The following is a 26,854-nucleotide window of genomic DNA, read 5'->3' on the forward strand; positions in this document are numbered from 1 at the left end:
AGCCCCTCTCCGGATAGGTGGTGGGTGCCCGCCACGGCCTGAGAGGGGACACGGTGGCCTTCCGGATCCACTTGACGCACGACGACCTGCTCCGCGTGACCCTCGCGGACGGTCCCGCGCTGCTCACCGAGACCGTGACCAGCCTGCGCGTCCTGCAACAGCGCAGGCCCGGGGCGATGCTCGGGCCGTGGCAGCGCTGGGCCCGGCAGCGGGTCCCGCGCTCGGTCCACGCGCTGCGCCCCCTGGTGACGCTGAAGCGGGCGATCCCCGACTTCCTCACCCCCGCCACCGGCCTCGGCCTCGACGAGGGCCTCGACGCGCTCCTCCACACACCCAGCCGTGTCCTGCGCGCCGACCTGGAGGACTTCGCCCGCCTCACCGGCGCCCGCCTGCCGTCGTGGGCCGACGACCTGGCCGCCGGCTCCCCGCGCGCCCTCGACGCGGTCGCCACCGCCGTACGGGACTGGCACGAGGCGGCGATCACGCCGATGACCCGGCACCTGCGCGGGCGCGCGGAGGAGACCCAGTCGGCGCTGGCCCGCACCCTGCTCGGCCAGGGCCTCGACGCGCTGCTCGACGGACTGCACCCCACGATCACCTGGCGGGCCCCGGTCCTGGAGATCGCCTCCCCCAGCCACGACCTCGACATCCCCCTCAAGGGCCACGGCCTGCGCCTGGTGCCGTCCCTGTTCGGCGGGCGGGACGTGTCGATCCAGTACGCCCCCGAGGAACCCCTCGTCGTGTTCTACCCCGTCACCCCCGGCGAGTTGTGGACCCCGGACCACCAGCCCGGCCCGCACGCCCTCGGCGCGCTCCTCGGCCCCACCCGCGCCGCCGTCCTGCGCGCCGTCGTCTCCGGACACGGCGTCACCAGCGCCGAACTCGCCCGCAGCGCCGAGATCGCCCCGGCCACCGTCACCCACCACACGACACTCCTGCGCGACGCCGGCCTCATCACCACCCGCCGCGAGGGCCCCCACGCCCACCACTTCCCCACCCCGCTCGGCACGCACCTCGCGGACGGCTGACCAGCACGCTTCGAGCACCGTCCAAACGGCTGTGCCGACCGGCACACCCTCCCCGACCATGGACACAGCCGCCGGGACCGGAGCGACACGGGGGAACACAGCAGCCGCTCCGGACCCGGCGCACTCAGCGCCCCGGCGGGTCGAGGGGGCTTCTACGCGCTGGTCTCCGCCAGTTCCTGGCCGAGGTGGCGGGCGAGTTCCGCGGGGCTCGGGTTCTCGACGATCGCGACCATGGCGATCTCCAGACCCGTCAACGCCATGAGCGTCTTGGTGAGTTCGAGGGCCATGAGGGAGTTGAGGCCGTTCTCCAGGAAGTTGCTGTCGTCGGCGAGCGTGGTGTCGAGGAGCGCGCTCGCCTCGGTGCGGATCGTGTCGACGAGCAGCCGCTCCCGCTCCTCGGCGGTGGCCGCGGCGAGTTGCCGCTCCAGCGCGGTCGTCTCCTGCTCGGGGGTGTCGGGCGTGCTGGTCATGTGCGCTCCTGTGTGAGTGGTGGGGTCGTGCAGCCAGTAACGGGCGGTCCGGAAGGGGTAGACGGGCAGATCGACGGCGCTCGCCCGGACGGTGCGGGACCAGTCGACGGCGGTGCCGGAGACGTACTGCCGGGCGAGGTCGGTGAGGACGGCGCGTGCGTCGTCCGCGCACGGGGGGTGCGTGGCGTCCCTGATGAGCCACGGGTGTTCGTCGCCGTCGGCCAGCGCGGACACGGCGGACAGCAGCCCCGGCAGCTCGTCACCGACGACAACCGCCCGGTGCTCGAAGGGAGTTCGGGTGGCCGCGAGCGAGTACGCGACCTGCGCCGGGGACGGCACCGGACCGGCCGCCGCGAGATGCGCCACCAGCGCCTGCGCCACCGCCCGCAGCGCCTGAGGGGTACGGGCCGACAGCGGCCAGGCGACGGGCTGTCGAGGTACGCCGGTGTCGTCCACCGGGTCCGGCGGCGGCGCCTCTTCGAGGATCAGGTGGGCGTTCGTCCCGGACGTCGCGAACGCGGAGACACCGGCCCGCCGGGGTGTGTCGCCGCGCGGCCACGCCACCGTCTCGGTGAGCAGCCGCACCGCGCCCTTCTTCCAGGTCGCCAGCGGCGTCGGCCGGTCGATGTGCAGGCTCGCCGGCAGGGTGTCGTGCCGCAGCGCCTGCACCATCTTGATCAGCGCGGCGGCACCGGCCGCCCCCTGCGTGTGCCCCGTGTTGGACTTGACGGACCCGAGCCACAACGGCCGCTCGGACGACCGGCGTTCCCCGTACGTGGCGAGGAGGGCCTGCGCCTCGATGGCGTCCCCGATCGGGGTGCCTGTGCCGTGCGCCTCGACGGCGTCGACGTCGTCGGGGGAGAGCCCGGCGTCGGCGAGCGCGGCGCGGATCACCCCTTGCTGGGAGGGGCCGTTGGGGGCGGCCAGGCCGTATCCGGCGCCGTCCTGGTTGAGTGCCGAGCCCCGGATGACGGCGAGCACCGGACGCCCCGCACGCCGGGCGTCGCCGAGCCGCTCCAGCAGGACCAGCGCGACGCCCTCCGCGAGCCCCATGCCGTCGGCCGCCGCGGCGAACGGCTTGCACCGGCCGTCAGGGGCCAGCGACTGCTGGTGGGCGAAGCCGTGGAAGGTGTGCGGGGTGGCCATCACGGTGCCGCCCCCGGCGAGCGCGAGCCCGCACTCACCCCGGCGCAGCGCCTGGCAGGCGAGATGGATCGCGACCAGGGACGACGAGCAGGCCGTGTCGACGCTGATCGCGGGCCCTTCGAGGCCGAGCGCGTAGGAGATCCGGCCGGAGACCAGGCTCGCGGAGGTCCCGCCGCCGAGGTACGGCACCAGCTCGTCCGGGACGGCCCGGAGGTTCGTCGCGTAGTCGTGGCCGGTGGCGCCGACGTACACGCCGGTGGGCGTCGAGCGCAGGGTGTGCGGGGCGATCCGGGCCCGCTCGACGGCCTCCCAGGCGAGCTGGAGCACGATCCGCTGGAGGGGTTCGGTGGCCAGCGCCTCCTCGGGGCCGACGCCGAAGAACCCCGCGTCGAAGCCGGCCGCGTCGTCGACGAAGCCGCCGAGGCGCGCGTACGGGGGCTCCTCGGGGAACGTCCACGCCCGGTCGTCCGGGAACCCGGTGACGGCGTCGCGCCCCGAGGCCACCAACTCCCACAGGTCCTCAGGGGAGTTGACCTTGCCGGGCAGCCGGCAGGACATGGCCACGACGGCGATCGGCTCGTGCTGGGCCGCCGCGAGGTCGGCCAGCCGCTGCCGCGTCTGGTGCAGCTCGGCGGCCGTCCACTTCAGGTACTCGACGAGCTGCTCTTCGTTCGGCACGGGAATGGCCAGCCTTCCTGTACGGCACGGGGCCCGGCAGACGACGCCGTCAGGGTCGTCGCGGTCGCTTAAGCGGTGCTAACTCCCTCCTTGCCGGCTCCCTCTTTGCCGACTTCCTTTGTGCCGGTCCGCCTCGCGGGCCAGCGCCAGGAGGTCGGCGGCGACCTTGTCGGGCGCGTCGACGTGGACGTCGTGGTCCGTGCCCGGGTACCAGCGCACCCGCACCCGTTCCAGCGCCGCTTCGGCGGCGGCCACCCACTCGCGGACCTGGCCGGCGAGGCCGGGCAGCGCCGGGACCACCGGCAGCAGCAGCACCGGGACCGTCACCTTCGGGTACCAGTCGGCGGGCCGCTCCCGCTGGAGGCTCGCGACGATCGACATGACCTGCTCGGCGGTGAGCCGGGGCGTGAGCAGGCCGCCGGGGCCGACGTGGTAGTCCGCGAGGCGGGCCTCGACGGCGGCCGGGGACCAGGCGGGGTGCGTGGTCTCCAGGTAGGCGCGCATGTCGGCGGCGGTGGTGGTGCCGTTCTGCGCGCGCCGGACGACCTCGGCGGTGCGCTCCCAGAACGACCGCATCACCGGGCCGTCGAACTCGTACCAGCCGCCGTCCACCAGGGCCAGGGCCCGGACGAGGCCGGGGTGTTCGGCGGTCAGCCGCAGGGCCAGGTGGCCGCCCCAGGAGTGGCCCGCCATCAGGACGTCCCGCAGGCCGAGGGCGCTGGTCGCCCGCGCCAGGTCGGCGACGACGGCCGCGTGCTCGTAGCCGTCGGGCGGCGCGTCCGACTCGCCGTGACCGCGCTGGTCGACGGCGTACACCGGGTGTCCTGCGGCGGCCAGCAGGCCGGCGACCTCGTCCCACATGCGGGCGTTCGACAGCATGCCGTGCAGCAGGACGAACGGGCGGCGTGGGGAGGCGGGGCCGGCGGGGGCCCGGTGCCGGACGTTCAGGGACACGGACGGCGACACCGGGACGCGCAGCTTCCTCACGGGCGGGGGCGTTGCGCGGTCGCGAAGATGTAGCCCAGCTCCGGCATCCGGCCCAGCGCCTTCTGGTTGTGCAGGATGAGCTCGTAGCCCTCGACGCCGATGATGTCGACGTACTCGTCCCGGTGGGCGCGGATCCAGTCGAGGTAGCCGTCGTTCGTGCGGGCGGTCTCGTGGGTGATGTCGGTGAGTTCGAGGACGGAGAGGCCGGCCGCGCGGATCACGCCGGGGTAGTCCTCGATGTCGGTCAGCGAGGCGTAGATGTGGGTGTCGCTGACGGTGACGGCGGGGCCCCGGCCGGCCTCGGGCCTGAGGTACACCATGTCGGCGAGGGGGACGCGCGCGCCGGGGCGCACCACCCGGCACACCTCGGAGAGGACCCGCCGCTTGTCCGGCATGTGCAGCATCGACTCCAGGGCCCAGGCGCGGTCGAAGGAGGCGTCCTCGAAGGGCAGGTCCATCGCGTCGATCTGCTCGAAGCGGACCCGGTCCGCGAGCCCCGCCTCGCGGGCCCGCCGGTTGCCGCGCTCCACCTGGCGGGCGCTGACGGAGATCCCGACGACGTGGACGTCGCAGGTGCGGGCGAGGTGCAGGGCGGGCGTGCCGTTGCCGCAGCCGACGTCGAGGACCCGGTCACCGGGGCTCGGGTCGAGGCGGCGGATCATCTCGTCGGTCATCTGGACCATGGCCTCGTCGAAGGTGGCCCGGTCGCTGTCGTCGTACCAGTAGCCGTAGTGCAGGTTTCCGTCCCCGAGCTGGGTCATCAGGTCGAAGACCTTGTGGTCGTAGTAGTCCCCGATGCGGCGGGGCTGCGGGGCGACGGTCCTGTTCACCGTCGGCGGCTTCTTGGGCGTCGCGTTCTTGGTCACGTGGCTCAGCGTCACGGCGCGGCGCCGCCGGGGACAACCCCAGCGGCGCCCCTCAAGACCCCCTAGGGCCATCGGAGGCTCACCCCTAAGAAGGGTGCCGCGGTGGTGCCCACGACGAGAAAATGGGAGTAGGCTCCGACTAGAAGTTGGACTCTCATTGGAAGGTTGACTCTCGTGAAAGAACTGGGTGCGCGCAGGTGGTGGGCTGTCGCAGCTCTCGTCCTCGCGTCGATGGCCGTCGGCTTCGACGTGACGATCCTGAGCCTCGCGCTGCCGGCGATGGCCGAGGACCTGGGCGCGAACAACGCCGAGCTCCAGTGGTTCGTCACCTCGTACACGCTCGTGTTCGCGGCCGGCATGATCCCCGCCGGGATGCTCGGTGACCGCTTCGGCCGCAAGAAGGTCCTGCTGGTCGCCCTCGTCATCTTCGGGATCAGCTCACTGGCCTGCGCCTACGCCACGTCCTCCGGCGTCTTCATCGGCGCGCGGGCCGTCCTCGGCCTCGGCGGCGCCCTGATCATGCCGACGATCCTCGCGCTGCTGCCGGTGATGTTCGACGACGAGGAGCGGCCCAAGGCGATCGGCGCCGTCGCGGGCGCCGCGATGCTCGCCTACCCCCTCGGCCCCATCCTCGGCGGCTACCTCCTCAACCACTTCTGGTGGGGCTCCGTCTTCCTGATCAACGTCCCCGTCGTGATCGTCGCCTATCTGGCCGTCTCCGCCTGGCTCCCCGAGTCCAAGGCCAGCAAGGCCAAGCCCTTCGACGTCGGCGGCCTCCTCCTGTCCAGCCTCGGCCTCACCGCCATCACCTACGGCGTCATCCAGGGCGGCGACGAGGGCTGGACCGACGTCACCACACTCGCCCCGATGATCGCCGGACTCGCCGCCCTCGTCGCCTTCGTGATGTGGGAGAAGCGCACCCCCGACCCCCTCGTCGACCTCTCCCTGTTCAGCTCCGCCCGCTTCAACTCCGGCACCCTGCTCGGCACCGTCATCAACTTCACCATGTTCGGCGTGCTGTTCACGATGCCGCAGTACTACCAGTCCGTCCTCGGCACCGACGCCATGGGCAGCGGCTTCCGGCTCCTGCCGATGGTCGGCGGCCTCCTCGTCGGCGTCACCGTCGCCAACAAGGTCGCCAAGGCCCTCGGCCCGAAGACCTCCGTCGGCATCGGCTTCGCCCTCCTGGGCGCCGCCCTCTTCTACGGCGGCACCACCGACGTCGGCAGCGGCACCGGACTCGCCGCCGCCTGGACCGCCGCCTACGGCCTCGGCCTCGGCCTCGCCCTGCCCACCGTCATGGACGCCGCACTCGGCGCCCTCTCCGAGGACAGCGCCGGCGTCGGCGCCGCCGTCAACCAGTCCATCCGCACCGTCGGCGGCAGCTTCGGCGCGGCCATCCTCGGCTCCATCCTCAACAGCAACTACCGCGGCGACCTGGACTTCGGCGGCGTACCGGCGGCCGCGCAGGAAGCCGCCAAGGACTCCGTCTTCGGCGGCCTCGCCGTCGCCCGCTCCATCGGCTCCTCCTCGTTCGCGGACTCCGTCCGGTCCTCGTTCGTCAGCGCACTCGACATCGTCCTCGTCGTCTCCGGCTTCCTCGGACTCCTCGGCGTCCTCGTCGCCGTCGTGTGGCTGCCGCGCGATGTTGGGCAGAGCACCGCCAAGGCCGCAGAATCTGAGCATGATGCCGCAGACGCCACCTGACCAGGCCAAGAAGACCGGGCCCGGCCTCAGGGAACGCAAGAAAGCCAGGACCAAGGCCGCGATCCAGCGCGAGGCGGTGCGGCTGTTCCGTGAACAGGGCTACTCCGGTACGACGGTCGAGCAGATCGCCGAAGCCGCCGAAGTCGCCCCCAGCACCGTCTTCCGCTACTTCCCGACCAAGCAGGACCTTGTCTTCACCCGCGACTACGACCTGCCCTTCGCGATGATGTTCCAGGCCCAGTCGCCCGAACTCCCGCTCATCCAGGCGGAACGCCAGGCGATCAGGACCATGCTCGACGACGTCACCGACGAGGAACTCGCCCTCCAGCGCGAGCGATGGATGCTCATCGTCTCCGAACCCGAGCTGTGGGGCGCCGGACTCGGCAGCATCAGCCGGTCCATGCAGGTCATGGCCGAAGAGGTCGCCAAACGCACCGGCCGCGAGGCCGGTGAACCCGCGGTCCGCGCCTACGCCGGCGCTGTGTTCGGGGTCGTGCTCCAGGTCTCCCTGGAGTGGGCCAACGACCCCGACATGGACTTCCCCGCGGCCCTCGACGAAGCCCTGCACTGCCTGGAGGATCTGCGCCCCTGAACCGGGGCCACCCAGAACGGCCCCGCGCGCCCCGGACATCCCCCGGCGGGACGCGCGGGGTCTTTGCGTGGGTGGAGAGGGTTGGGGGTGGGTGGAAGGGGCTGGGTGGGGCTGGGTCGGGGTTTGGGGCGGCGGGACGAGGTCGGGGCGGGGATCGGGATCGGGAGTCGGGGTCGGGAGTCGGGATCGGCGGGGTCTGGGGACCGGCGGCTCCCGGGGCGCTCCAGCGCCGGTAGGCGGAACGTCCGGCGGGCAGGCCGACGAAGTCGGGGGAGTGCCGGTCCAGGTACGCGCACAGGGAACGCGGGGTCGGATGGGCCCAGATCTCGGCAGGTCTTCTCAGCGCCGGGCCGCGAGAGCCCCCATGACGAGGTCCGCCACCCGCTCCAGACACCCGTCCAGATAGAAGTGACCGCCCGGCAGCACCTGGAGGGCGAAAGCACCGGCCGTACGCTCCCGCCAGGTCGCCGCCTCCTGCGGCGTGGTCCGCGGATCCCTGTCGCCGATCAGCGCCGTGACCGGACAGGCGAGCCGGACCGGGCCCGGAGGGTCGTACGCGGCCACCGCCTGATAGTCCGCCCGCAGCACCGGCAGGACCAGGCGCCGCAGTTCCGGGCTCGCGAAGAAGCGGGCGTCCGTGCCGCCCATCTCCCGCAGGTGGGCCAGGACGTCGTCCTCGGTGACCGGACTCCGCGGACGGGACGGCCGGTACGGGCGGGCCACCGCGCCGGAGACGAACAGGTGGGCCGGCGTACGGCGCAGGGCCGTCTCGAAGGCGACGAGCGCACCCATGCTGTGCCCGAACAGGGCCACAGGGGCGCCGTCTGCGGGGAGGTCGGCGACGACGCCCTCCGCCAGCGCCGGCACCGACTCCACACACGGCTCGCGCCGGCGGTCCTGCCGCCCCGGGTACTGGACCGCCAGGACCTGGACCCGGGGCGCGAGCAGGCGCGACAGGCCCAGGAAATAGTTCGCCGAGCCACCCGCGAACGGGAAACACACCAGCCGTACCGCTCCCGGCGCCGCCTCGTGATACCGGCGCAGCCACACCCCGCCCATGGACTCTCCCTCCTTGCCGCGTCTGCGACCGCCCGATCCTGGCCCCGCCTCATAGCGCCCGGCTAAAGGGACGTACGGCAAAGGCGGGATTTGGGTCCCCTTTAGAACACCCGCCCAGGATGAGCCGCGAACCGGTAGTGATCTCCGATTTCGGACCGGGAGCGCCATGGACACGAGGAGCCTGGACCCGAGGACCACCGTCCCCGAACCGATCGCCGTCGTCGGCATGGCCTGCCGCCTGCCCGGCGCCCCCGACCCCGGCTCCTGGTGGACCCTCCTGCGCGAAGGCCGCGACGCCGTCACCGACACACCCCCGCAGCAGCGCCGCACCGACTCCGCCCTCCAGGGCCCCGGCGGCTACCTGGACCGTGTCGACACCTTCGACGCCGGCTTCTTCCACCTCGGCCCCGCCGAGGCCACGGCCATGGACCCCCAGCAACGCCTGCTCCTCGAACTCGGCTGGGAGGCCCTGGAGGACGCCGGGATCCGCCCGCCCACCCTGGCCGGCAGCCGCACGGGCGTGTTCGTCAGCGCCCTGTGGGACGACTACTCCCGCGTCCCCGGCCAGAACCTCACCCGGCACACCATGACCGGCGTCCACCGCAGCGCCCTCGCCAACCGCCTCTCCCACACCTACGACCTGACCGGCCCGAGCCTCACGGTCGACACCGCCCAGTCCTCCTCCCTGGTCGCCGTCCACCTCGCCTGCGAGAGCCTGCGGCACGGCGACTGCACCCTGGCCCTCGCGGGCGGCGCCAACCTCATCTGCTCCCCGCACACGACCCTGCTGGCCGACGCCCGCTTCGGCGGCCTCTCCGCCCACGGCCGCTGCCGCCCCTTCGACGCCGACGCCGACGGGTTCGTCCGCGGCGAGGGCGGCGGCCTCGTCGTCCTCAAGACCCTCACGGCCGCCCAGCACGCCGGCGACCCCGTCTACTGTCTGATCCGCGGCTCCGCCGTCAACAACGACGGCGCCACCGACGGCCTCACCCGCCCCAGCGCACAGGCCCAGCGGGACGTCATCCAACTCGCCTGCCGGACAGCCGGGGTGCAGCCGCACGAGGTGCAGTACGTCGAACTCCACGGCACCGGCACCCCCGTGGGCGACCCCATCGAGGCCGCCGCGCTCGGCGCCGCCCTCGGCCAGGACGAGGCCCGCACGATGCCGCTGGCCGTGGGCTCCGCGAAGACGAACGTCGGCCACCTCGAAGCCGCCGCCGGGATCGTCGGGCTCCTCAAGACAGCGCTCAGCATCCACCATCGGGAACTCGCCCCGAGCCTCAACTACACCGCCTCCGCGCTGCCGTTGGCCGAACTCGGGCTCACCGTCCGTACGGAACACGGCAGGTGGCCGCGCCCGGAACACCCGCCCATCGCCGGGGTGTCGTCCTTCGGGATGGGGGGCACCAACGCTCACCTGATCCTCGACGCCGCGCCGGTCGCTCCTGTCGTCGACCCGAACGCCTGGGTGGAGCCGGTGACTTGGACGGTCTCTGCGCACACCGCCCCCGCCCTCCGGGCCCAAGCCGGCCGCCTGCGCGCCCACTTGGCCGAGCCGGACGCCGTCGAGGTGAGCCGTGCACTGTCCGCCCGGACCCCCCTCGCCCACCGCGCCGTCCTCCTCGGGCAGGACGCCGGGGAACTCCTCGACGCCCTCGACGTGCTCGCGAGGGGCGGGGAGAGCGCGTCCGTCGTACGGGGCGAGGTGGACCCCGAGGGCAAGTGTGCGTACCTCTTCAGCGGGCAGGGCGCTCAACGGCCCGGTATGGGGCGCGAGTTGTACGCCGCCTTCCCCGTCTTCGCCGATGCCTTCGACGCCGCGTGCGCGGCCCTCGATGTCCACCTGGACCGGCCGTTACGGGACATCGTCCTCGGCGACGACCTGCTTGATCGCACCTGCTACACCCAACCCGCCCTCTTCGCCGTCGAGACCAGCCTCTACCGCCTCGCCGAGTCCTTCGGGCTGAGCGCCGACTGTCTGCTGGGTCACTCGGTGGGCGAGATCGCCGCCGTGCACGTCGCCGGGGCCCTCTCCCTCGACGACGCGAGCGCGCTCGTGGCCGCGCGGGGACGGCTCATGCAAGGGGTGACGGCAGCGGGAGCGATGGCCGCGTGGCAGGCGAGCGCCGAGGAGGCGGGGGAACTGCTCGCCGGGTACGAGGGACGGGTCGCCGTCGCCGCCGTCAACGGGCCGTCGGCCGTGGTGGTGTCGGGGGACCGGGAGACCGTGGAGGCGCTGACGGCCGGGTGGCGGGAGCGGGGGCGGAAGGTCAGCCGGCTGAAGGTCAGCCACGCTTTCCACTCGCCGCACATGGACGCCGTGCTCGACGAACTGCGCGCTGTCGCCGCCGGGTTGGCCTTCCGGACGCCGGTCGTTCCCGTCGTCTCCGGGGTGACCGGTGAGCTGATCGGGGACGGGCTCGCCGATCCCGAGTACTGGGCCCGGCATGCGCGGGAACCTGTGCGGTTCCTGGACGGGGTGCGGGGGATGTGCGAGCGGGGGGTGTCGACGTTCCTCGAAGTCGGGCCGGACGCGCAGTTGTCGGCCATGGCGCGGGAGTGTTTTCCCGAGGGGGTGCGGCGGCGTCCCGTGGTGGTGCCGGTGGGGCGGCGGGGGAGGGGGGAGGTCGCGACGTTCGTGGCGGCGCTGGCGGAGGTGTATGTGCGGGGCGGGGAGGTGGAGTTCGCTCAGAGGCGGGGGGCTCAAGGGTCGCGCGTGCGTGTGGAGTTGCCCACCTACGCCTTCCAGCGGGAGCGGTACTGGCCGGAGCTGGGGCCTGAAGAGCCCCCGCAGCAGGTGCAGTTGGAGGCAGTGCCGTCGGGCGCGGTGCCTGCGGAGCCGCTGGTCTCGGAGCCGGTGCCTCAAGGCGCCGACGTTCCCACGCTCGTCCGCGAGCACGTCGCCGCCGTACTCGGCGCCACCCCCGCCACCGTCCAACCCACCCGTACCTTCAAACAGTTGGGCTTCGACTCGGCCGCCGCCGCCGAACTCAGCGAACGCCTCCGCACCGCGACCGGCCTCCACCTCCCCGCCACCCTCACCTTCGACCACCCCACCCCGGACGCCGTCGCCGACCACCTGACCGGCCTGCTCACGGACACGCTCCCGGAAGCCGTCGTCACCTCCGCTCCCGCGCGGCCGGACGACGACCCGATCGCCGTCGTCGCCATGAGCTGCCGCTACCCGGGCGGCGCCGACACCCCCGAAGCCCTCTGGCAGCTGCTCGCCGACGGCACCGACGCGATCGGTGACTTCCCCACCGACCGGGGCTGGAACCTGGAGCACCTCTTCCACCCCGACCCGGACCGCCCCGGCACCAGCCACACCCGCCACGGCGGATTCCTGTACGACGCGGCCGACTTCGACGCCGAGTTCTTCGACATCAGCCCCCGCGAGGCGCTCGCCGTCGACCCGCAGCAACGGCTGCTCCTGGAGTGCGCCTGGGAGGCGTTCGAGAGGGCGGGGGTGAATCCCCTTTCCCTGAAGGGGAGTTCCACCGGCGTGTTCATCGGCATGACCGGCCAGGACTACGGCCCCCGCCTGCACGAACCCGCTCAGGCCACGGACGGCTACCTGCTGACCGGCAGCACCCCGAGCGTCGCCTCGGGCCGCCTCGCGTTCACCTTCGGCCTCGAAGGCCCCGCGCTGACCGTCGACACCGCCTGCTCGTCGTCCCTGGTGACCCTGCACCTCGCCGCCCAGGCCCTCCGACGCGGCGAGTGCCGGCTCGCGCTCGCCGGGGGAGCGACGGTCCTCGCCACACCGGGCATGTTCACCGAGTTCTCCCGCCAGCGCGGCCTGGCCCCCGACGGCCGCTGCAAACCCTTCGCGGCGGCGGCCGACGGCACGGGATGGGCCGAGGGCGTCGGGCTCGTCCTCCTGGAACGCGTCTCCGACGCGAGGCGGGCCGGCCACCAAGTCCTGGCCGTCGTACGCGGTTCGGCCGTCAACCAGGACGGCGCCAGCAACGGACTCACCGCCCCCAACGGCCCCTCGCAGCAACGCGTCATCCGCGCCGCCCTCACCGACGCCCGGCTCACGGCGGGCGACATCGACGCCGTGGAGGCGCACGGCACCGGCACCACCCTCGGCGACCCGATCGAGGCCCAGGCCCTCATCGCGACGTACGGCCAGGACCGGACCGTACCGCTGTGGCTCGGCTCGCTGAAGTCGAACATCGGGCACACCCAGGCGGCTGCGGGCATCGCCGGAGTGATCAAGACGGTGCTGGCGCTGCGGCACGGACGCCTCCCCGCCACCCTGCACGTCGACGAGCCGAGCCGGCACGTGGACTGGCCGGCGGGAGCGGTACGGCTGCTCACCGAGGCCGTGCCGTGGACGCGGGGCGCGCGGGTGCGCAGGGCGGGGGTGTCGTCGTTCGGGATCTCGGGGACCAACGCGCACGTGATCCTGGAGGAGGCGCCGTCCCCCGAAGAGGCGTCCCCCGCCGAGGAGTTGGAGGCAGCACCCTGGGTGGTGTCCGCGCGCGACCCGGCAGCCCTGGCCGAACAGGTGCGACGGCTCGGCGAGTTGAACGACGTATCCGCCACAGAGGTGGGACGCGCCCTCGCCACGACCCGTGCCGTGTTCGAGCACCGGGCCGTCCTGCTGGGACGCGAGACCGTGTCCGGCGTGGCGTCCGACCTCGGCCCCGGACCGGTGCTGGTGTTCCCGGGCCAAGGCTCCCAGTGGGCCGGCATGGGAGCCCGACTCCTCGACGAATCACCGGTGTTCGCGGCGCGGATCGGGGAGTGCGAGCGGGCCCTTGAGCCCCATGTCGACTGGTCCCTCACCGAAGTACTGCGGGGCGGAGGGGAGTTGGATCGCGTCGACGTCGTCCAGCCGGTGCTGTGGGCGGTGATGGTGTCGCTCGCCGCAGTATGGGCCGAGTACGGTGTCCGCCCCGCAGCCGTGGTCGGCCACTCACAGGGGGAGATCGCCGCCGCCTGCGTCGCCGGAGCGCTCACGCTGGAGGACGGCGCCAAGGTCGTGGCGCTGCGCAGCGCCGCGTTGCGCAAGCTCGCCGGTTCCGGCGCGATGGCCTCGCTCGGGGTGGGGCAGACGGAGGCGGCCGAACTGGTCGACGCCTACGCCGGGGTGGGCGTCGCCGCCGTCAACGGGCCCTCCTCCACGGTGATTTCGGGACCGCCCGCCGAGACCGCGGCCGTCGTCGCCGACGCGGAAGCGCGCGGGCTGCGCGCCCGGCTCATCGACGTGGACTACGCCTCGCACAGCCCTCAGGTCGACGCCATCGCGGACGAACTCGCCGGGGTCCTGGCGGGAGTCGAACCCTCGCCGGCCTCCGTCGCGTTCTACTCCGCCGTGACAGGGACCCGGATCGGCACCGCGAGCCTCGACGCCGAGTACTGGGTCACCAACCTGCGCCGGCCGGTGCGGTTCGCCGATGCCGTGAGCGCTCTTCTGGGCGCCGGGCACCGGGTGTTCATCGAGGCCAGCAGCCATCCCGTGCTCGTCCCGGCGCTGGCGGAGTCGTTCGAGGAGGCCGAGGTCGACGCCCTCGCCGTCCCGACGCTGCGGCGGCACGACGGCGGGGCGTACCGGGTGGCACAGTCGCTGGCGCACGCGTTCGTCGCCGGGTGCGCGGTGCGGTGGGAGAAGTGGTTCCCGGCCGGGGGCGCGGCGGGCGTGGAGCTGCCCACGTACCCCTTCCAGCGGCGCCGGTACTGGCTGGACGCGCCCAGCGGGGCCACGGACCCGTCCGGGCACCCGGTGCTGGGGACGGCCGTCGAACTCGCCGACGGGGACGGGTGGTTGCTCACCGGACGCCTCAGCCGGGACGGTCAGCCCTGGCTCACTCGACACACGCTCTTCGGCAACGCCGTCGTGCCCGCCTCCGTCGTCGTGGAGTGGGCGCTGCGGGCCGCCGACGAGACGGGATGCGCGGGCGTCGACGATCTGACACTCACGGCGCCCCTGGCACTGCCCGAGATCGGAGGACTCCAGGTCCAGATCGTGGCCGGCAAGGGCGAGTTGCGCGTGTACGCCCGCCCCGACGGCGCTGCCGACTGGACCTGCCATGCCGAGGGACAACTCGCGCCGGAAGCGGCCGAGGAGACCGCGCCCGGGGACGGGACGTGGCCGCCGCCGGGCGCCGAACCCGTCGAGCTGAGCGGGTGCTACGACCGGGACGACATCCAATACGGGCCTGTATTCAGGGGGTTGCGCTCCCTATGGCGCCGAGGCGGGGAACTGTTCGCCGAGGCCGTGCTCCCCGAGGAGGCACGCGGCACCGACGGTTTCGGCATCCACCCGGCCCTGCTCGACGCGGCGCTGCAACCGGCGACCCTCACCACGGACCCACCTGGTGCCGATGCGGTGTGGCTGCCGTTCACCTTCGAGAGCGTACGACTCCGGGCCACGGGCGCGGGCGCCGTACGTGCACACCTCACCCCGCTCGACGGAGAGAACACCTGGCGGGTCGTGGTCAGCGACCCGGCGGGCGAGGAGGTGCTCACGTACGGGAGCGTCGTCCTTGTCGCGGCGGACGCAGGGCAGTTGAGGCCGCGAGCGGCGCTGTACGCGCTGCGGCGGACGCCGACGGCCACCGAACCACCACCCCTCGACCCGGACGGCACCCTCCTGCTCACCGGCCCGGACACGGACCTCCTCACCGCGATCGGCGACCACTTCACCAGCACCGGACAGGTAGCCCGAACACTGCTCCTCCCCGAGAACGCCGTCCCGCCCCTCGACGCCCTCCAACTCACCGCAGTCGTCTACGCGTCCGGCACTCACCCGAACCCCGACACCGTCCAGACCCTGGACACCGCGACCGCACACCTCCCCCTCGCCCTGTTCGCCGTCCTGCGCCCCGACCAGGACAGCCACGGCATCCCACGCTCGGCAGCCGACGCGGCCTGCGAGGCGGTGGGACTGCGCCGGGGCCTGGTCCTGACGTACGACACACCCGACGAAGTACCCCAACTGCTCGACACAGCACGGGCGTACGGCGGCTCACTCCTGGTGGCGACCCGCAGCACCCCGCGTACGTCGACCGAGCCACGGCCCCCCACCCGCCGCACAGCCGCGACCCACCGACCCCCCACGGACTGGTCCACCAGGCTGGCCCCCCTCTCCACCACCGAACAACTCCGCGCCCTGGTGGACGCCGTACGCGCCCACGCGGCCGCGGTCCTCGGCCGCACCGACCCCGAAGCCCTGCACGGCGACGCCACGTTCAAACAACTGGGACTCGACTCGATGACCGCGGTCGAACTCCGCAACCGGCTCGCCGCCGACACCGGACTGCGCCTGCCCACAGCGTTCGTCTACCGCCACCCGACCCCGACGGCGGTCGCCACCCACCTCCGGGACCGCCTGACCTCGACGGCACCACCGCCCCGCGCCGCCGACACGGTCCTGGCCGACCTGACCCGGCTGGAGAACTCCTTGGCGGCGAACGGCCATCACGACACGGACGAGATCACCGCCCGCCTGGAGGCGCTCCTCACCCGCCGACGGGGTCCGAACAGCACGGAGTCCGCGCACCGGCTCAAGGCCGCGTCCGCCGACCAGCTCCTCGACTTCATCGACAACGAACTCGGTGTCAGGCACGAGACCCCCACTCCGAAGGCCGGGTGACTCCATGGCGAGCGAAGAGCAACTGGTCGAGTACCTACGCCGGGTGACGACAGAACTCCAGGACACCCGCCAGCGCTTGACGGACCATCAGCAACAGGAGCGGGAGCCGATTGCGATCGTCGGCATGGCCTGCCGCTTCCCGGGCGGCGTCTCCTCCCCGGAGGAACTCTGGGACCTGGTGGTGGCCGGAAAGGACGCGATCGAGGACTTCCCGACCGACCGAGGCTGGGACCTGGACTCTCTCTACCACCCCGACCCGGCGCACTACGGCACGAGTTACGTCCGCCACGGCGGCTTCGTCGACCACGCCACCGACTTCGACGCCGAGTTCTTCGGCATCAGCCCCCGCGAGGCCCTGGCCATGGACCCCCAGCAGCGCCTGATGCTGGAGACCTCATGGGAACTGTTCGAACGCGCAGGCATCGACCCCCACACCCTCAAAGGAAGCCGTACAGGGGTGTACGCCGGGGTCTCCAGCGAGGACTACATGTCCCAACTCGCCCGCATCCCCGAAGGGTTCGAAGGACACGCCACCACCGGAAGCCTCACGAGCGTCATCTCCGGACGCGTCGCCTACACGTACGGACTCGAAGGCCCCGCGATCACCGTCGACACCGCCTGCTCGGCCTCCCTTGTGGCCATCCACCTCGCCGGCCAGGCCCTACGGCGACGCGAGTGCGAACTCGCGGTCGCGGGAGGCGTCCTCGTCCTGTCGAGCCCCCTCATGTTCACGGAGTTCTCCCGGCAGCGGGGGCTGGCGCCCGACGGGCGTTGCAAACCGTTCGCCGCAGCGGCGGACGGGACCGGGTTCTCCGAAGGGGTCGGCCTGATCCTCCTCGAACGCCTCTCCGACGCGCAACGTAATCAGCACAACGTCCTTGCCGTGATCCGGGGTTCGGCCGTGAACCAGGACGGTGCCTCGAACGGGCTCACCGCGCCTAACGATGCCGCTCAGGAGCGGGTCATCCGGGCCGCCCTTGCCGATGCGCGGCTGACCGCCGACGAGGTTGATGCGGTTGAGGCGCATGGGACTGGGACGCGGTTGGGGGATCCGATCGAGGCGCAGGCGCTGATCGCGGCGTACGGGGGTGGTGGGCGGGAGCGGCCGTTGTTGGTGGGGTCGTTGAAGTCGAATATCGGGCATACGCATGCGACTGCTGGGGTGGCCGGGGTCATCAAGAGTGTGATGGCGCTGCGGCAGGGGGTGTTGCCCGCGACGCTGCATGTGGAGGAGTTGAGCCCGCATGTTGAGTGGGGGGCGGTGGAGGTTGTCACCGAGCCTCGGATGTGGCCGGAGAGTGGGCGGTTGAGGCGGGTGGGGGTGTCTTCGTTCGGGATTTCGGGGACTAATGCGCATCTGATTTTGGAGGAGGCGCCGTTGGGGGATGTTGAGGTGTCGGGTGGGGTGGGGGTGGGGGTGGTGCCGTGGGTGGTGTCTGCGCGGAGTGAAGGGGCGCTGGAGGAACAGGTCCGGCGGGTGCGGGAGTTGGAGGCGTCGGCGGCGGAGGTGGGATGGTCGCTCGCGACGACGCGGTCGGTGTTAGAGCATCGGGCTGTTGTGGTGGGTGGGGATGTGGTGTCGGGGGTGGCGGGGGATGTGGGGCCTGGGCCGGTGCTGGTGTTCCCTGGGCAGGGGTCGCAGTGGGTGGGCATGGGGGCTCAACTGCTGGATGAGTCCGAGGTGTTCGCGGCGCGGATCGGGGAGTGTGAGCAGGCCCTTGCGCCTCACGTGGACTGGTCGTTGACCGCAGTGCTGCGGGACGGGGGCGGGTTGGACCGTGTCGATGTGGTGCAGCCGGTCCTGTGGGCGGTGATGGTCTCCCTCGCCGCCGTCTGGGAGGACTACGGCGTCCGTCCCGCCGCAGTGATGGGGCATTCGCAGGGTGAGATAGCTGCGGCCTGCGTGGCGGGAGCACTGTCGCTCTCGGACGCGGCGAGGGTCGTCGCCGTCCGCAGTGATGCGCTGCGGCAGTTGCAGGGCCGGGGTGACATGGCCTCGATCGGCGCCGGACCGGACGAGGTGCGTGCACTGATCGGGGACGAGCGGCCGGGTGTGTCCGTCGCCGTGGTCAACAGTGCCTCCTCCAGGGTCATTTCAGGCCCGCCCGCCGATGTCGCGGCGGTGGTTGCGGAGGCTGAGGCGCGGGGACTGAGGGCACGCCTCATCGACGTGGGCTACGCCTCCCACAATGCACAAATAGACCAACTCGCCGAGGAGTTGACGGAACGGCTGTCCGGGGTCAGCCCGGTGGTGGAGTCCGACATCGCCTTCTACTCGACCGTGACCGCAGGCCGTATCGACACCAGCACGCTCGACACCGGCTACTGGGTCACCAATCTTCGAGAGCAGGTCCGTTTCGCCGAGACCGTCGAGGCGCTCCAGGCCGACGGCTACCGCCTGTTCATCGAGGTGAGTCCCCATCCGGTGCTGGTCCTGCCGATGGAGGAGACCATCGAGTCGGGGACCGTGGTCCCGACCCTGCGCCGCGACCACGGCTCCCTGAAGCAACTCACCCTCGCCGCCGCCCAGGCATTCGTCTCCGGCGCCGACATCGACTGGCGCAGGTGGTTCCCGGAGCCCCCACGCACCATCGACCTCCCCACCTACCCCTTCCAACACCACCACTACTGGCTCAAGCCCCCCGCAGCAACCCCCCTCACCCCCTCCGCCGCCGACCCCCTAGAAGCCCAAGTCTGGCAAGCCATCGAGGACTTGGACATCGACGCCCTCACAGGCAGCCTGGAGATCGACGGCCAGCCCGAGACAGTCGGCGCGCTGGAACCCGCCTTGCCCGTCCTCTCCGCCTGGCGTCGACGCCACCGCGAGCGGACCACCCTCAACTCCTGGCGTTACCGCATCACTTGGAAACGTCTCCCCGACACGACAGCACCGCAGGCAACCGGCACCTGGCTTCTCCTCGCCCCCACCACGCACCCCGACCACCTGGCCGTCCGAGCGACAGCACAGGCGCTGACCGCACACGGCGCCGAAGTCCGCCAGCAGTTGATCGACACCCGGTCCGGCGAACTGCCCGAGCTGGACACCTCCGGTCTCACCGGCATCGTCAACCTCCTCGCCCTGGACGAGGATCCGCACCCCGACCACCCCGCCGTACCCGCAGGGCTCGCCGCGACCACTGCCCTCGTCCAGGCGCTCGCCGCCACAGACACTCCCCTCCACACCATCACTCAGGGCGCTGTCGGAGACAGTCTCACGAACCCGATTCAGGCCCAGGTCTGGGGACTTGGCCGAGTCGCCGCACTGGAGTACCCCCGGCTGTGGGCCGGCCTCGTCGACCTTCCCGCCCGGATCGACCACCAGACACTCCCCCGTCTTGCCGCCGCGTTGATCCAGCAGGACGAGGATCAGATCGCCCTGCGCCCGACCGGGGTGCACGCCCGGCGGCTGGTCCACGCCAAGCCGGCGGAGATCAAAGTGGGTTGGCAACCCGAGGGGACGACGCTCATCACCGGTGGCACGGGCGGCATCGGCGCCGTACTGGCGCGCTGGCTCGCCGACCAAGGCGCACCCCACCTCCACCTCACCAGCCGACGAGGACCCGACGCCCCCGGCGCCCACCAACTCGCCGCCGAACTCACCGACTTGGGCACCCAAGTCACCGTAACCGCCTGCGACGTCAGCGACCCCGACCAACTCCGCGCCCTCATCGAGGCCCACCCGCCCACAGCCGTCATCCACGCGGCGGGAGTGCCGAACTACATCGGGATCGCCGAGTTGTCGGGTGCCGATCTGGACGAGGTGCTGCGGCCCAAGGCGCTTGCCGCGCTCCATCTGCATGAGTTGACGCGGGAGTTGGAGCTTTCGGCGTTCGTGATGTTCTCGTCCGGAGCTGGGGTGTGGGGCAGTGGGCAGCAGGGGGCGTACGGGGCCGCCAATCACTTCCTCGACGCGCTCGCCGAGCACCGGCATGGGTTGGGGCTGCCTGCCACGTCCGTGGCGTGGGGGCCGTGGGCCGATGCCGGGATGGCTGCCGATCAGACGACGTTGACGTTCTTCTCGCGGTTCGGGCTGCATCCGCTGGACGCGGAGTTGTGTGTCAAGGCGCTGCATCAGGCGATCAGTTCGGGGGAACCCACGCTGACCGTCGCGAACTTCGACTGGGCGCGGTTCACTCCGACGTTCACCGCGCAGCGGCCCAGTCCGCTGCTCGCGGATCTGCCGGAGAACCGGCGGGAGAACGTGGCGGCGGAGCAGGAGTCCGGTGCGGTGGCGGGGTCGTCGCAGGAGCTTCAGCGGGAGTTGGCGTCGGCGAATCCGGTTCAGCAGCGGCAGGTTCTGCTTCAGCATGTGCGTGAGCAGGCGGCGGCGACGCTGGGACACGCGGACGTGGACTCCGTGCCCGCCTCGAAGCCGTTCCAGGAGCTGGGGTTCGACTCGTTGACCGCGGTCGAGTTGCGCAACCGGCTCAACAAGAGCACCGGCCTGACGTTGCCGACCACGGTCGTCTTCGATCATCCGACGCCGGACGCCCTCGCGGGTGTCCTGCGTGCCGAGTTGTCGGGGGACGTGGCGGCCGTGGACGCGGCGCGTGCGGCCGTCGCGGTCGCCGATGACGAGCCGATCGCGATCATCGGGATGGCCTGCCGGTATCCGGGCGGGGTGCGGTCCGCCGAGGATCTGTGGGACCTGGTCGCGGACGGCCGTGACGCGATGGGGGGCTTTCCCGACGACCGGGGCTGGGACCTGGAGAAGCTGTACGACCCGGATCCGGAGAGCCGGGGGACCAGCTATGTCCGCGAGGGCGGATTCCTGTACGACGCGGGGGACTTCGACGCCGAGTTCTTCGGGATCAGTCCGCGCGAGGCCGTCGCGATGGACCCCCAGCAGCGGCTGCTCCTGGAGACGGCCTGGGAGGCAATCGAGCGCGCGGGGCTCGACCGGGCGACGCTCAAGGGCAGTGACACCGGGGTGTTCGCGGGGCTGACCATCTTCGACTACCTCGCGCTGGTCGGTGAGCAGTCCACCGAGGTGGAGGGGTACATCGGCACCGGCAACCTCGGCTGTGTCGCGTCCGGCCGGGTGTCGTACGTGCTCGGTCTCGAAGGGCCGGCAATGACGCTGGACACCGGGTGCTCGTCGTCGCTGGTCGCGATCCATCAGGCGGCGCACGCGCTGCGGCAGGGCGAGTGTTCGCTCGCGCTCGCGGGCGGGGCCACGGTGATGGCGACGCCGGGCGCGTTCATCGAGTTCTCGCTCCAGCGGGGGCTGGCGCAGGACGGCCGGTGCAAGCCGTTCGCCGCGGCCGCCGACGGCACCGGCTGGGCCGAGGGCGTCGGGCTGGTCGTCCTGGAGCGGCTCTCCGAGGCACGCCGCAACGGCCACCGCGTCCTCGCCCTGATCCGGGGCTCGGCCATCAACCAGGACGGCACGAGCAACGGCCTCACCGCGCCCAACGGGCAGGCCCAGCAACGGGTGATCCGGCAGGCCCTAGCCAACTCCCGTCTCTCCGCCGAGGACATCGACGCCGTCGAGGCACACGGCACCGGCACGACCCTGGGCGACCCGATCGAGGCGAACGCGCTCCTCGCGACGTACGGCCAGGAGCGGCCCGGCGAACGGCCGTTGTGGCTGGGGTCGGTGAAGTCGAACATCGGGCACGCGCAGGCGTCGGCCGGCGTCGCGGGGGTCATCAAGACGGTGATGGCGCTGCGGAACGAGTTGCTTCCGCGTTCCCTGCACATCGATGCGCCGACCCCGCATGTGCAGTGGGAAGGAAGTGGGGTGCAGCTCCTGTCGGAGGCAGTGCCGTGGGCGCGAGGGGAACGTCCGCGTCGGGCGGGGGTGTCGGCGTTCGGGATCTCGGGGACCAATGCGCACGTGATCCTGGAGGAGGCGCCGCTGTCCGAAGAGGCTGCTTCCGTCGAGGAGCCTGGGCTTGTGCCGTGGGTCGTCTCGGCACGGAGTGAGGCGGCGCTTGGTGAACAGGTGCGGCGGCTGGGCGAGTTGGAGGCGACGGCGAGTGAGGTGGGGTGGTCCCTCGCGACGACGCGGTCGGTGTTCGAGCACCGGGCTGTCGTGGTCGGTGAGGACATGGTGTCGGGGGTGGCCGGGGACATCGGACCCGGGCCGGTGCTGGTGTTTCCGGGGCAAGGGTCGCAGTGGGTGGGGATGGGGGCCCAACTTCTCAACGAATCACTGGTGTTCACGGCGCGGATCGCGGAGTGCGAGAGGGCCCTTGCGCCTCATGTCGACTGGTCGCTGACCGACGTGCTGCGGGGTGGCGGTGACTTGGACCGTGTCGATGTGGTGCAGCCGGTCCTGTGGGCCGTGATGGTCTCCCTCGCCGCTGTCTGGGAGGACTACGGCGTTCGTCCCGCCGCAGTACTTGGGCATTCGCAGGGTGAGATAGCTGCGGCCTGCGTCGCGGGGGTGCTGTCGCTCTCGGACGCGGCGAGGATCGTCGCCGTCCGCAGTGATGCGCTGCGGCAGTTGCAGGGCCGGGGTGACATGGCCTCGATCGGCGCCGGACCGGACGAGGTGCGTGCACTGATCGGGGACGAGCGGCCGGGTGTGTCCGTCGCCGTGGTCAACAGCGCCTCCTCCACGGTGATCTCAGGGCCGCCCGCCGATGTGGCGGCGGTGGTTGCGGAGGCTGAGGCGCGGGGACTGAGGGCACGCCTCATCGACGTGGGCTACGCCTCCCACAATGCACAAATAGACCAACTCGCCGAGGAGTTGACCGAGCGGCTCGCCGAGGTCCGTCCGGTCGCGGAGTCCGACATCGCCTTCTACTCCACCGTCACCGCAAGCCGTATCGACACCGGCACTCTGACTGCCGAGTACTGGGTCACCAACCTCCGCGAGCAGGTCCGCTTCTCCGACACCCTCACAACCCTCCACCAGGACGGCTACCGCCTCTTCATCGAGGCCAGCCCCCACCCGGTGCTCACCCTCCCGATGGAGGAAACCCTCGGCACCGGGACCGTCGTCCCGACCCTGCGCCGCGACCACGGCACCGTGAAGCAACTCACCCTCGCCGCCGCCCAAGCCTTCACCGCGGGCGCCGACATCGACTGGCGTCGCTGGTTCCCCGCTGTCCCGCCGCCGCGTGTCGTGGATCTACCGACGTACGCGTTCCAGCATCAGCGGTACTGGCTGGACGGCCGCAGGGGTGTCGCCGGCGACCCCACGGGCTTCGGACTCGTCCCGGCGGGGCATCCGTTGCTCGGCGCGGTCGTGGAACTCGCCGACGGGGACAGCCGGTTGCTGACCGGCCGGCTGGCAGCGCGGGATCAGGCGTGGCTGGCCGAACACCAGGTCATGGACCGGGTGTTGCTGCCGGGGTCGGCGTTCGTGGAGCTGGCGTTGCAGGCCGCCGCGCGGACCGGCTGTGACGAGGTGGTGGAGTTGACGCTGCACACTCCGCTGGTCTTCGGAGATGAGGGTGCGGTCGACCTCCAGGTCGTGGTCGGTGCCGCCGAGGGGGACGGTCGGCGTTCTGTGGCCGTGCATGCGCGGCCCGTCGGTGAGGATGCGTGGACCCGGCATGCCGCGGGTGTCGTCGCTCAGGCCGGCGCCGACGCCGGGGAGTTCGCGTTCGGCGGGGTCTGGCCGCCGCCCGGTGCCGTGCCGGTCGGTGGGGGTGATCCGTACGGGGAACTCGCGTCGTACGGCTATGAGTTCGGGGACGCGTCGCGGGGGCTCGTGGGGGTGTGGCGGGTCGGGGAGGAGTTGTTCGCCGAGGTGGCGTTGGGTGAGGTGGAGGGGGGCAGGGCCGGGCGGTATCAGGTGCATCCTGTGTTGTTCGACTCGGTGTTGCATGCCGTGGTGCTGGATGCGGTGGGGTCGTCGGCCGCGTCGGGTGATGTGTTGTTGCCGTTCGACTGGAGCGGGTTGCGGGTGTTCGTGCCGGGGGCCGAGCGGTTGCGGGTGCGGGTGGTGCGGGTCGCGGCGGACCGGTTGACGTTGTCGGCCGTGGATGAACACGGGGTGGCTGCGCTGGAGTTGGAGTCGCTGACGGTGCGGCCGGTCGCCGCGCGGCAGATCGTGGGGGCTCGTGCCGAGCGGGACGCGTTGTTCCGGTTGGTGTGGGGCGAGGCGGAGGTGGCCACGAGTGCGGTGCGGGCCGGGGTGGTCTCGGCGGGGGGTTCGCTGCTCGACGGGGTGCCGGTGTGCGGGGCGTTGGACGGGTTGCGGGGTGAGGTGCCCGATGTCGTGGTCGTGGAGTGCGCGACGGGCGGGGTGGGGGCGTCGGAGGCTGTGGTGGGGTTGTTGGCGGTGCTCAAGGAGTGGGTCGACGATCCGGTGTTCGCGGCGAGTCGGCTGGTCGTCGTGACGCGGGGTGCGGTGGTCGCGCGGCCGGGTGAGGGGCGCGGGGAGCCGGTCGGGGCCGCGTTGTGGGGGTTGGTGCGGAGTGCTCAGGCGGAGAATCCGGGGCGGTTGACGCTGGTCGATGTCGACGGCGAGCCGCACTCCTTGGCGGCCCTGCCGGGCGTACTCGCCTGTGCGGAGCCGGAGTTGGCGTTGCGGGCGGGTCGGGTGCTGGTGCCTCGGTTCGTTCGGGACGATCCGTCGGGGCGGCTGGCGGCGCCGGTCGGGTCGTGGTGGCGGCTGGTGTGGTCCGGCGAGGCGTGGGAGGTCGTCGACGCGCCTGAGGTGGGGCGGGAGTTGGCGGCGGGTGAGGTGCGGGTCGCGGTGCGGGCGGCCGGGGTCACCGGGGCCGGTGTGGTGACGGAGGTCGGTGACGAGGCCGGTGAAGTCTCCGTGGGTGACCGGGTGATGGGGGACTTCGGTGGTGTGGGGCCGGTGGCGGTCGTCGGGGCCGGGGTGGTGGCGCCGGTGCCGGAAGGGTGGAGCTGGGTGCGGGCCGCCGGGGCGGCGGGCGTACCGGACGTGTGGGATGTGCGGCAGGCTCCCGTCGCGCCCTCGTCCGCCGTGTTCGTGCTGCCGGTGCCGTTCGATCCTGAGGGGACCGTGCTGATCACCGGGGGGACAGGGGCGTTGGGCGCCCTGACGGCCCGGCATCTCGTGAGCCGGTACGGTGCCCGGCATCTGTTGCTGTGCAGCAGGCGGGGTGCCGACGCGCCGGGGGCGCTGGAGCTGGGGGCCGAGTTGTCGGCGCTCGGGGCGCGGGTGTCGTTCGCCGCCTGTGATCCGGGGTACCGGGAGGCCGCCGAGGCGCTGGTGGCGTCGGTTCCCGAGGCGCATCCGCTGACGGCCGTCTTCCACTGCGCGGGCACGGTGAGCGACGCGGTGGTGCAGAACCTCACGGCCGAGCAGGTCGAGGAGGTCATGCGGGTGAAGGCGGACGCGGCGTGGCATCTGCACGAGCTGACACGGGACTTGGACCTGTCCGCGTTCGTCCTGTACTCGTCGGTCGCCGGGCTCCTCGGCGGTCCCGGCCAGGGCAGCTACACGGCCGCGAACGCGTTCCTGGACGCACTGGCCGTCCACCGGTACGGGGGTGGCGCGCACGCCGTGTCGCTCGCCTGGGGTTACTGGGACCTGCCGGACGGCATGTCGGGCCGTCTCACGGACGCCGACCGGGCGCGGCACGCTCGCGCGGGTGTCGTGGGCCTCGGCGCCGACGAGGGGCTGGCGCTGCTGGATGCCGCGTGGGCGAGCGGCCTCCCGCTGCTCGCGCCGGTCCGTCTCGACCTGGGCCGGCTGCGGCGGGAGGCGGGGAGCCGTCCCGTACCGGCGCTCCTGCGGGGCCTGGTGCGGCCGGGCAAGGCGGGCGGCGGGGTCTCGGCGGGCGCGTCGGCGCTGCTGAAGGCGCTCGGTACGGCGTCCGAGGCGGAGCGGGAGCGGATGCTGCTGGATCTGGTGTGCACGCATGTCGCGGCGGTGCTCGGGTACGACGCGGCGACTGAGGTCAACGCGTCGCAGGGGCTGCGTGACCTGGGCTTCGACTCGTTGACGGCGGTGGAGTTGCGCAACCGGCTCTCGGCGGCGACGGGGCTGAAGTTGCCGGCGACGTTCGTGTTCGACCATCCGGATCCGGCGGCGCTGGCCGCGCGGCTCGGTGCGGAGCTGGCGCCGCGCGCGGTGGATCCGCTGGCCGGTCTGCTCGCGGAGTTCGAGCGGCTGGAGGGCTCGTTGCTGGCGGTGTCGGAGCGGGACGGCGGCGCGCGGCTGGAGCTGGCCGGGCGGCTGCGCGCGACGCTGGCCCGCCTCGACGTGCCGTCGGGTGCGGCGGAGGTGTCGGCGGTGGCGGCGCGGATCCAGGACGCGTCGGCGGAGGAGATCCTCGCGTTCGTCGACCGGGACCTCGGCAAGGACAGCGGCAACGGACGGACCGTGGAGGGTCAGCGATGAACGAAGTCGCCCGTAAGAAGCGGGCCTTGGAGTACAACCGGCGGGTCAACGCCGGGGATCTGGACGCGATCGTCGAGTTGTACGCGCCGGACGCGGTCGTCGAGGATCCGGTGGGCCCCGATCCGGTCGCCGGGCACGACGCCGTGCGCGCGCACTACGCGCTGCTGCTGTCGGCGCGGGTGCGTGAGGAGGCGGCGCAGCCGGTCGCGGGGCAGGACGCGTTGCATGTGCTGATGCACGTGACGTCCGTCATGGACTATCTGCCGGTCGGGGCACTGTACGCGGAGCGCGGGTGGCTGGCGGTTCCCGGGGATCCGGGGCGGGCGCGGGTGCGGCGGGCATCGATGCAGCTCATCCGTATCGACGGGTCCGGTCTCATCACGAACCTGAAGTCGTACTGGGGTACATCCGATCTCGCGGTCCTCGGCTGATCCGGCGC

Annotated in this window: 9 protein-coding genes and 1 pseudogene; 6 read left to right on the forward strand and 4 right to left on the reverse strand. The window is 72.3% G+C overall.

Annotated elements, in window-relative coordinates; genetic code table 11:
• Positions 1-53 precede the first annotated feature (53 nt).
• The gene (locus ACLZOT_RS32835) at positions 54-1,028 is read left to right on the forward strand and encodes an ArsR/SmtB family transcription factor (RefSeq protein WP_416972763.1); all 975 of its coding nucleotides are present in this window, start codon (positions 54-56) and stop codon (positions 1,026-1,028) included.
• 152 nt (positions 1,029-1,180) lie between these two features.
• Here the strand turns inward: ACLZOT_RS32835 and ACLZOT_RS32840 are convergent, their stop codons facing one another.
• The 3 genes from ACLZOT_RS32840 to ACLZOT_RS32850 all read right to left on the reverse strand — a co-directional run bounded on the left by ACLZOT_RS32840 (position 1,181) and on the right by ACLZOT_RS32850 (position 5,175).
• Positions 1,181-3,322, reverse strand: a complete 2,142-nt coding sequence (locus ACLZOT_RS32840) for a type I polyketide synthase (RefSeq protein WP_416972764.1) — start codon at positions 3,320-3,322, stop codon at positions 1,181-1,183.
• Positions 3,323-3,400: 78 nt separating this feature from the next.
• Positions 3,401-4,309 carry an alpha/beta fold hydrolase gene (locus ACLZOT_RS32845; protein WP_416972765.1) on the reverse strand — a complete coding sequence of 303 codons (909 nt, stop codon included), beginning with the start codon at positions 4,307-4,309 and terminating at the stop codon, positions 3,401-3,403.
• Positions 4,306-5,175 (reverse strand): SAM-dependent methyltransferase, encoded by an 870-nt coding sequence (locus ACLZOT_RS32850; RefSeq protein ID WP_416972766.1) that lies wholly within the window; start codon positions 5,173-5,175, stop codon positions 4,306-4,308. Before ACLZOT_RS32850 ends, ACLZOT_RS32845 begins: the two co-directional genes overlap by 4 nt.
• Before the next feature lie 174 nt (positions 5,176-5,349).
• Here ACLZOT_RS32850 and ACLZOT_RS32855 point away from each other — a divergent pair, with 174 nt between their 5' ends.
• Complete coding sequence (locus ACLZOT_RS32855; protein ID WP_416972767.1) at positions 5,350-6,882, forward strand: DHA2 family efflux MFS transporter permease subunit; 1,533 nt, start codon at positions 5,350-5,352, stop codon at positions 6,880-6,882.
• Complete coding sequence (locus ACLZOT_RS32860; RefSeq protein WP_416972768.1) at positions 6,860-7,474, forward strand: TetR/AcrR family transcriptional regulator; 615 nt, start codon at positions 6,860-6,862, stop codon at positions 7,472-7,474. The genes ACLZOT_RS32855 and ACLZOT_RS32860 overlap by 23 nt, the downstream gene beginning before the upstream one ends.
• 339 nt (positions 7,475-7,813) lie before the next feature.
• On the opposite strand, the gene ACLZOT_RS32865 is transcribed toward ACLZOT_RS32860, so the two are convergent.
• Complete coding sequence (locus ACLZOT_RS32865) at positions 7,814-8,533, reverse strand: thioesterase II family protein (RefSeq protein ID WP_416972769.1); 720 nt, start codon at positions 8,531-8,533, stop codon at positions 7,814-7,816.
• Between the two features lie 166 nt (positions 8,534-8,699).
• On the opposite strand from ACLZOT_RS32865, the gene ACLZOT_RS32870 reads away from it, so the two are divergent.
• The 3 genes and pseudogenes from ACLZOT_RS32870 to ACLZOT_RS32880 all read left to right on the forward strand — a co-directional run bounded on the left by ACLZOT_RS32870 (position 8,700) and on the right by ACLZOT_RS32880 (position 26,846).
• Positions 8,700-16,136: a beta-ketoacyl synthase N-terminal-like domain-containing protein gene (locus ACLZOT_RS32870; protein WP_416972770.1), complete on the forward strand. Its 7,437-nt coding sequence runs from the start codon at positions 8,700-8,702 to the stop codon at positions 16,134-16,136.
• A gap of 22 nt (positions 16,137-16,158) precedes the next feature.
• A pseudogene (locus ACLZOT_RS32875) lies at positions 16,159-26,415 on the forward strand (type I polyketide synthase); the annotation flags it as partial.
• Entirely contained in the window at positions 26,412-26,846 is a 435-nt protein-coding gene (locus ACLZOT_RS32880) for a nuclear transport factor 2 family protein (RefSeq protein ID WP_416972771.1), read from the forward strand. The pseudogene ACLZOT_RS32875 and the gene ACLZOT_RS32880, both read left to right, overlap by 4 nt.
• Positions 26,847-26,854 lie beyond the last annotated feature (8 nt).

This window comes from Streptomyces sp. 4F14 (assembly GCF_048159485.1).
In the GTDB taxonomy this organism is placed as follows: domain Bacteria; phylum Actinomycetota; class Actinomycetes; order Streptomycetales; family Streptomycetaceae; genus Streptomyces.